The following is a 7,362-nucleotide window of genomic DNA, read 5'->3' as shown; positions in this document are numbered from 1 at the left end:
AGCGCTCTCAACCATAGCTAAGGCTATGCTTATCAAACGCTGCCTAGAATTTATCTCTTCAAACTCCTCGCTGAAGTCAATGGGGACTTATTCTGCGTTTCCCTAAGAAAATACGGCAAGAACAATCGAGATTGTTGAGAAAATTAAAGAGCATAGCGGTCAAGTTAGGCCGCTATGCTTTTTTGTCGCTAAGCTGAAATTAGAAAACGATACTTAGCTGGGCTGAAATGCGGTCATCAATGGAATCAAGAATTTGATGAACCGGATGGGTTGAAGCTAAGTCCGGTGCATCAATCGAACGCATTTCATAGTTGAAGCGAATCGCCGTTTTTTTGTTAAAGAAGTACTGTGCTCCAAGAGTTGTGGTTTGGAATTCACGGTGGTTGGCTGCGATTTCGGTTCCACTGTCCAGAAAATCGTAACGCAGATTAAGCTCTAGATTTGGAATGACTCTATAGCCTAAATCAAGGTAATAGCCTTTGGCTTTTTCATCGGGTTGAACGCTGAATGTTGCGCCGTTATCAGGTGTGCCAGCACCGCTGGTTCCGCCGTAAATCATGCCGTCTGCGGTAATATATTCTGCAGCTACACGATATTTTCCATCAAAGTAAGTGGTTCCTAAACCGCTACGTTTACGGTCTACATCACCAACATCGTTTAGCGTGCGCTTACCGTTTTGCATCCATGCGAACATTTTCAAACCGTGACGTCGCGGACCTTTACTGTTACCAAAAATCTTTTCCGCAGAGCCGTATAGATAGACGTCTTGATGGTTGTCGTTATCGGTCAAAGAAGTACCGCTGCCGTTGCCGAACATGACCGCATAACTTAATTCCCAGTCGTTGTGTTTAAAGGCATCAAAAACCTGCACACCGGTATCGCGGAAAGCGCCGACCGGGCCGTTACGTCCGGTATTGCCTGTCGAATTATCGAAGCTACGTTCCATGAGTAGGCGATCGGTGACATTCGTGAAATTGACATAATTAAAAACCGGTGCAGCTTGTAAACCTTCTTCCGCTCCTGGAGTTTTGAACATACCGATACGCACTCTGGCACCCGGAATATGATTAAGGGTGACGCTGGCATCCGTTAATTGGCCTCGGGACGCATCGCCGCCGGTGGTGATGCCGTTATTACCAAATTCTGCCAGTAGAAAGTAGTTCACTTTTGAGTCAAGCGGGAAGTTGTTACCGCGCACTCCGATACGCGCGCGACGGATGTTAAAGGTTTGCGAGGATTCCAGTTGTGGTGCGATTTGGTTGAATGCCGCCTCGGTTCCGGCAAATGGCCCGGCTTTCAGTTTGGTGTTACCGGTTGATTGGTATTCGGTATGGATAAAGCCCCATAGCTTTGCACGCGGTGCTTGGTGTTCGGCTTCGGTGCCTTGTAGCATTAACCAGTTAGAGGCGAATGCCGGTTGTGTCGCTAGACCGCTAAATAGAGCCATCATTAGCGCGCTGTGTTTCATTTTCTTATTAAGCATAAGTGTCCTCATTTTCTTTAATTGTGCAGTGCCGGTTTGATTTTATCTGTGTGGCTTGCTGCATCTATTTAGAGCTATTTAGATTGTTTAATGGTTCTTAGGTTCTTACGGTCTTAGATAGACATAACCTTTGGTCTGTAGGTAAGCCAGTTCAGCTACACCGCTTGGTACGAGGCTACTAGAGTCAACTTCGTAAAGATCGCGTTCTAAATTCACGTTACGGCCTTTGACGGTATTTGAGCAGACATTGAATTTAACGCCCTGCATGCGTAAACGGTCGACTTTCTGTGCCATGGTTTGGTCTGCATTGGCGTGTTTGAATTTTGGAACATTCGTCAGTGCGTCCGGTTTTAACAATAGTGATAGGCCATTACCGTGCAGTACGACTTGCACATCTAGATTGTCTTCGCCAATAGCATTAATGTGATTTTGGATATTGCGCAGGGTTGAAGACTGTTTTTTCGCATCGTCGTAATTGATGTGATAAACCACTTTTTGCTGACCGTATTTAGCTGAGCTGTTATCGGCTTGCGAAAGGCTTGGGAATAATGTGAGAGTGGCAACAAATAAGCTGACTAAGGTTAAGAATGCTTTCATTTTGAAATTCCTTCTAAATTAAGGTGAGGTGAGATTACGGTTTAAGAATCTGCCAACCGGCAGCATTTAATTGCAGGATACGCCCAGCACCAGCCGGAACTTTATCAACGCCTTCGACCAGTTCGGGCGTGTTGCCTAGTTTTTTAGCAAAGTTGGCTAGGGTATTGGCACAGGCACTAAAACGGATGCCGGCAGTCATCATTGATTGCATACGTTGGCTATTGGCATTGCCTTTCAACATTAAGCGTACGCCTGGACCAAAAGCGACGATTTCAATATCGACATCACTCGCACCGTAATAACGTTGTAGGTTGCCAGCGACATTCAGCACTAAGGTCTGCTTGAAGGGATCGGAATCACTAATTTGCAGTACCACTTTATGGTTAGCAAAAGTTTCCGGCAGTGGCGCTTCGGTTTGTGCTGCAAAAGCAGGTAGAGAGGTTAGTACGAAAAATAGTGCTGACATCCATAACCACAAGTTTTTGTGTATAGCGCTGTATGAAAAAGTAATTGGATTTTGATGATTCACTGGACTCACTCCTCTAGTCTTCACAAGTGACAAACTTGATGTGTTTTCAAGCTTCTGTGTAGTTAAACGAATGAACCTGCAAATTTATTCCCTTTTCTTAAACCAGTTGTTTTTATCTATTGACGAGTATTTTTTATTTCACAATTTAGTAATATTTTTTATATAGTTGGCCGCGAAAATTTTTGTTGCAAAGTTTTTTAGATTTCCATTAGTATCGAAAAAACGTAATTTTTAAAGGGTGATTGCTGAGCGATGAAACTGACAAGCAAAGTAGCTAAACTGATTTGCGGTGCCCGTGACCGCAAGCTGTTTGATAAGGCTCTAAAACAGCAATATGATGGCCTGTACCGGATCGCGTATGCTTGGTGCCATCAGTCGGCAATTGCCCAAGACTTGGTTCAAGAAACTATGTTAAAAGCCTTAGAAAACCAAGAAGATCTCGACAGTTTGCAGCATTTAAAAGCGTGGTTAGTGAAAATCATGCGCAATATGTTTTTAGATGAAATGCGTTTTAAAAATCGTTGGCAGTGGGTCGAAGAAACTGAAATTGACCAACATCATTGTGCACAATGCAGCGAAAGTGAATTACTGAAAAGTCAACGCAATGAGTTGTTGTATCGTGCTATGGCGCAACTTCCATTTGAACAACGCGAAGCGATTACTTTGGTTGATTTACAGGGTTTTAGCTATCAGGAAATTGCCGATATTACCGCCACTCCGGTGGGCACAGTAATGAGTAGAATTTCTCGCGGCAGACAGCGTTTAAAAAATTTATTGGAACACGATTTGCACCCGAAAGTCGTGTCGATTCGGAGAATATAGAATGTCCACTAAAGCATCCATTCAAGATTATCAGCTGCAAGCTTATGTTGATAATCAACTCGGCGTCGAAGAACGATTAGAACTTGAGCAACTTATGGCCGAAGACTCGGAAATAGAAAGGCAGGTTCAGCAACTCAGTACTCTCAAATCTCAGCTGAAACAGGCTTATGCCGATGTCAGCGTCCCGCCACAGAACCTTCATCAGAATGCGCCAAAATCGTTTTGGAGCGTCCCGAAAAGTGCGGCAGCGGCGTTATTGCTTGGGGTTTTGATTGGTAGCAGCTTCAGTACTCTTAATTCTAATCAGGCTGCGAATTCTGCACTCGTCGCCCAAGCTGCACAGAGTGAAAAATTCATTATTCATGTCGATACTGACGATCAAATTAAGCAATTTGCAGCAGTGCAGAAAATTGCTGACTTGTATCAACAGAAGGGTGAGCAGATTCAGGTTGATGTGATTACCAACTCGGAAGGGGTACGTCTATTTGATGTTAATAATGCCAGTAGCGAAGAACTTGCGACTCTGTTGGATAAGTACCCAAAATTGACTTTATTTGCTTGTCAGCGCGCACTACAACGTGCTAGCGATAAAGGCGAGAAGATTAACTTGATTCCACAAGTTCAGCATGACAAACCGGCCGTGGATGCGATGGCGGAACGTCTGAATTCGGGTTGGAATTACATTAAGATTTAGTGCGTTGTAAAGGATATTGCAACGCACTTTTTCGCGATTTTATCGGCAGTTTTGATAGCCTTTGAAATCCTGTGCCTGATAGACATAAATGCGTCTTTGCAGGTCTGGATAGGTTGGATCGAACGCCATTCCAAGCTTTTCAAACTTAGCGAAACAGCCTGCTAAGCTTTTCTCTTTTTCGCTGATAAAGATAAAGTTTTGATTCGTACTTTCGATTTTTCCTATATCCCACTTTAAGTCGTATTGGTCTTTGATTGTGCCTTTCGGATTGAAGCTACGCAGTTGCAGTGGCTGATCATTGGCAAAATCGCTCAAGTAGTAATGCGCGTAGGAAAGCAGCATTCGTGAATCGCTGACCCAGACATAATCCAACGGTTGTTTAACAAATTGCTTGGTGTCCAAGGTCACTTCTCGCCATCCCATTACACGGTGGTAGGGATCGATTTTTTTAGTGATTTCGACGCCCGCCGCTTTAAGTAAAGGGTGGTAGAAATAGAAAGCCGTCGCCAATACAAGATTGATCCCCACTAACCATGTCATCAGCTTTTTGCGTTGCTGACTAACTAACACATAGGCCACCAAAAGACTGGCGCTGACATAGGTTGCGGCACCCCAGTTGATGTGTGCACGTGCTAAGAATGCTTGTAAGCTAATCACCGCTAACATCGCTACAGCGACAATCAGTAACAATTTGTGGGCTTCGCTTTGCGGTTTTTTAAAGAATAGGGTGATGAAGATAAAAAACGCAATCGGCCCGAAAACAAAGAACTGTCCGGCGAAAAATTCGGCCAGTTTATCCAGATGGAAAAGGGATTTTCCGAGTTCGGAAATTTCCGAGGTATGTTGCAGGCTGATAAAGTCGTGCTGCATATTCCATAAAATATTCGGCAAAAATACGATTGCCGCCACGATTGCTGCCAACCAGATTCCCGGTTTAGCCAGCTGCCCGCGATAGGTTTTAGTGGTCAGCACGAACAGCAAAATAGCAACTGCGATGACGCCCATAGTGTATTTCGATAAAAGCCCTAAGCCGCCTGCAGTGCCCGCCAATAGCCAGATTGCCAAGTTATCGCTGTGCATGGCTTTAATAAATAGCCAAAGTGTTGCTGCCCAGAAGAACAGCAACGGAGCATCAGTGGTAATAAATAGGCTATTGAAGCTGACCAAAGGCGAACTGAAGAAAATCAACGCCGCATACAGGCCGGTGGTTTGGTCGAACAGGCGTTTACCCAAATCATACAAAATCAATGCGGTAGCAAAATACAATAGGCTGGCACCGACCTTGACTGTCCATTCCGGCAAGTGTCCGAATAGAGTCGTTGTTGCAGTAATGACCCAAGCGACCATCGGCGGTTTGGAGTAATAACCCCAATCCGGATTGACCGCCCAAAAGTGATAATAGGCCTCGTCATAAAACAGCGCTAGGTCGCCCTGAATTAGCAGAACAAGACGGAAAATCAGCAGTGCGCTCAAAAGCCAAAACAAAGGGTGTTGTAGCAGCGAAGTGTGATTGCCCGCAGTTTGATTTGTTGGATTTAACAAAAGAATCTCCTCAAAATTTGCGGACTACTGCGCTTGCATTTCAATTAAAACAATACCGCCTTGTTGGAAGACGATTTTGTTCTCAAATTGCGGATAAGCTTGCTTAAGTTTGTCGAGTTGATCGACACGAGTAAACACTAAATCGCCGGCTTGCGCTCGCTCACGAGCGGTTATCTGTTGGCGATAAACGCTAAAACTCGGCATTTTTATCCCGTAACTGACCACATTTTTATCAGGATGTTGCAAGGCATATTCAGCGGCATTTTTCACCGGCTGCTGTTGCAGATCGGCAGCGGCTTCGATAACAAAATGGAATACAAAAATCGATTGCGCCAGACCGATAAGGATTAAACGGCTCGCGACCGACCACTGTTTTTGCCAGATGACCGCAAGCGCGACTATCAGAAGAATCGCAGCGGCAGCATAGTAATCCCAATGGAAAACATTCTGATATTCGGCCAGTAAGGCTTTTTCATAAGCGCGATGCGTGTTGTCTACCGCGATTTCGACCAACCAAGGCAGGCTTGCCAATAGCACGAGGAAAGCAAAAGGAATCCACAGTTGCCATGTACCGATTGCCAGTTTGTCGCGGTTGGCAGCCAATACCAAAATCAAGCCGGTTACGCCGTACATAACATAGTGCGGTAGCTGAGTTTGCGAATAGGAAACCAGCGCGAACACCACTAAAAACCAAATCAACAGGTAGCGATTTAATTCGTTTTTAAGTAGCGTTTTACTGTGTCGTATCGCTGAAAATAACACACCGCTAAACGGCATAATAATCAGCGGTAGAACTAGAAAATAGTAAAAATAATTACCGCCGTGGCCTTCCCGCGTGTCGCTGAAACGTTCTAGGTTATGGTCGAGTAAGAACCCTTTGAAGAACTCAATTCCCTGATCTTGGTATACCAAATACAGCCAAGGAGAAATGGTTAGCACCATCACCAACCATCCCAGTGGATTGAAAATCGCTTTGAGCCAGACTTGCCATTGACCGCTCCAGATAAAGAAAATCGCACTGGTCAGTAGCGGAATCGCAATCGCCACCGGCCCTTTGGTGAGCATGCCAAGCGCCATCCAGAAATAGACTCGAAGCAACAAGCTTTGCGACGGATTCTGTCGATAGCGCCACATATCAAACAGGGTTAAAGCGATAAACAAGTTTAGCCAAGCGTCGGCAATTGCAGCACGCCCAATTCCGGCAATCCAGAGAGTCGTCGCCATAAACAGTGCGGCGTAAATACCGGTAGTTTGGTTCCATTGCTGTTTGGCAAAGAGATAGGTCGCCAATACCCATAAGGTGGCGGCAATTGCTGAAGGCAGGCGGAAAGCAAATTCATTAATGCCAAAAGCACTGACCGAAAGTGCTTGCATCCAATAGCTGAAAATTGGCTTGTCGAAACGCGGAACGCCATCCAGATAGGTGGCGGCAAAATTGCCGCTGGCAAGCATTTCACGGGTTGCTTCCGAAAAGGCGCCTTCGTCTAAGTCGAATAGCGGCACGCCCCAAAGGTTGGCGTAAAATGCAAAAAATAGGGTAATCGCGAGCATCCCGTAAGAGATGATCCAATTATCGTTTTGTAGGTTTCTCATTATTGAAACTCGTTAAGATTTGGTTGAGATTGAGAACATTGATTATGAGCTGCATTATACTGAAAGCCATTGAATTTAATCGTGAAAAGAGTCATCCAAACA

7 protein-coding genes are annotated in these 7,362 nt (G+C 44.9%); 2 read left to right on the top strand and 5 right to left on the bottom strand.

The window, feature by feature from the left end; genetic code table 11:
• Positions 1-199: 199 nt before the first annotated feature.
• The 3 genes from J3998_RS11380 to J3998_RS11370 form a co-directional block, all read right to left on the bottom strand.
• Positions 200-1,483, bottom strand: a complete 1,284-nt coding sequence (locus J3998_RS11380) for a porin (RefSeq protein ID WP_208150792.1) — start codon at positions 1,481-1,483, stop codon at positions 200-202.
• 105 nt (positions 1,484-1,588) lie between these two features.
• Entirely contained in the window at positions 1,589-2,080 is a 492-nt protein-coding gene (locus J3998_RS11375) for a DsrE family protein (RefSeq protein WP_208150791.1), read from the bottom strand.
• Positions 2,081-2,114: 34 nt separating this feature from the next.
• Entirely contained in the window at positions 2,115-2,609 is a 495-nt protein-coding gene (locus tag J3998_RS11370) for a DsrE family protein (protein ID WP_341829270.1), read from the bottom strand.
• Between the two features lie 252 nt (positions 2,610-2,861).
• On the opposite strand from J3998_RS11370, the gene J3998_RS11365 reads away from it, so the two are divergent.
• Both J3998_RS11365 and J3998_RS11360 read left to right on the top strand, forming a co-directional pair.
• Positions 2,862-3,431: an RNA polymerase sigma factor gene (locus J3998_RS11365; RefSeq protein WP_208150790.1), complete on the top strand. Its 570-nt coding sequence runs from the start codon at positions 2,862-2,864 to the stop codon at positions 3,429-3,431.
• A 1-nt stretch (position 3,432) separates the two neighbouring features.
• Entirely contained in the window at positions 3,433-4,125 is a 693-nt protein-coding gene (locus J3998_RS11360; RefSeq protein ID WP_208150789.1) for a hypothetical protein, read from the top strand.
• 39 nt (positions 4,126-4,164) lie between these two features.
• Here the strand turns inward: J3998_RS11360 and J3998_RS11355 are convergent, their stop codons facing one another.
• Positions 4,165-5,667 carry an ArnT family glycosyltransferase gene (locus J3998_RS11355; protein WP_208150788.1) on the bottom strand — a complete coding sequence of 501 codons (1,503 nt, stop codon included), beginning with the start codon at positions 5,665-5,667 and terminating at the stop codon, positions 4,165-4,167.
• A gap of 24 nt (positions 5,668-5,691) precedes the next feature.
• Positions 5,692-7,260: an ArnT family glycosyltransferase gene (locus J3998_RS11350; RefSeq protein WP_208150787.1), complete on the bottom strand. Its 1,569-nt coding sequence runs from the start codon at positions 7,258-7,260 to the stop codon at positions 5,692-5,694.
• Positions 7,261-7,362 lie beyond the last annotated feature (102 nt).

The organism is Thiomicrorhabdus marina (genome assembly GCF_017571465.1).
Taxonomy (GTDB): Bacteria; Pseudomonadota; Gammaproteobacteria; order Thiomicrospirales; family Thiomicrospiraceae; genus Thiomicrorhabdus; species Thiomicrorhabdus marina.
Note: the sequence above shows the minus strand (reverse complement) of the source record. Positions and strands in the feature narration are given on the sequence as shown.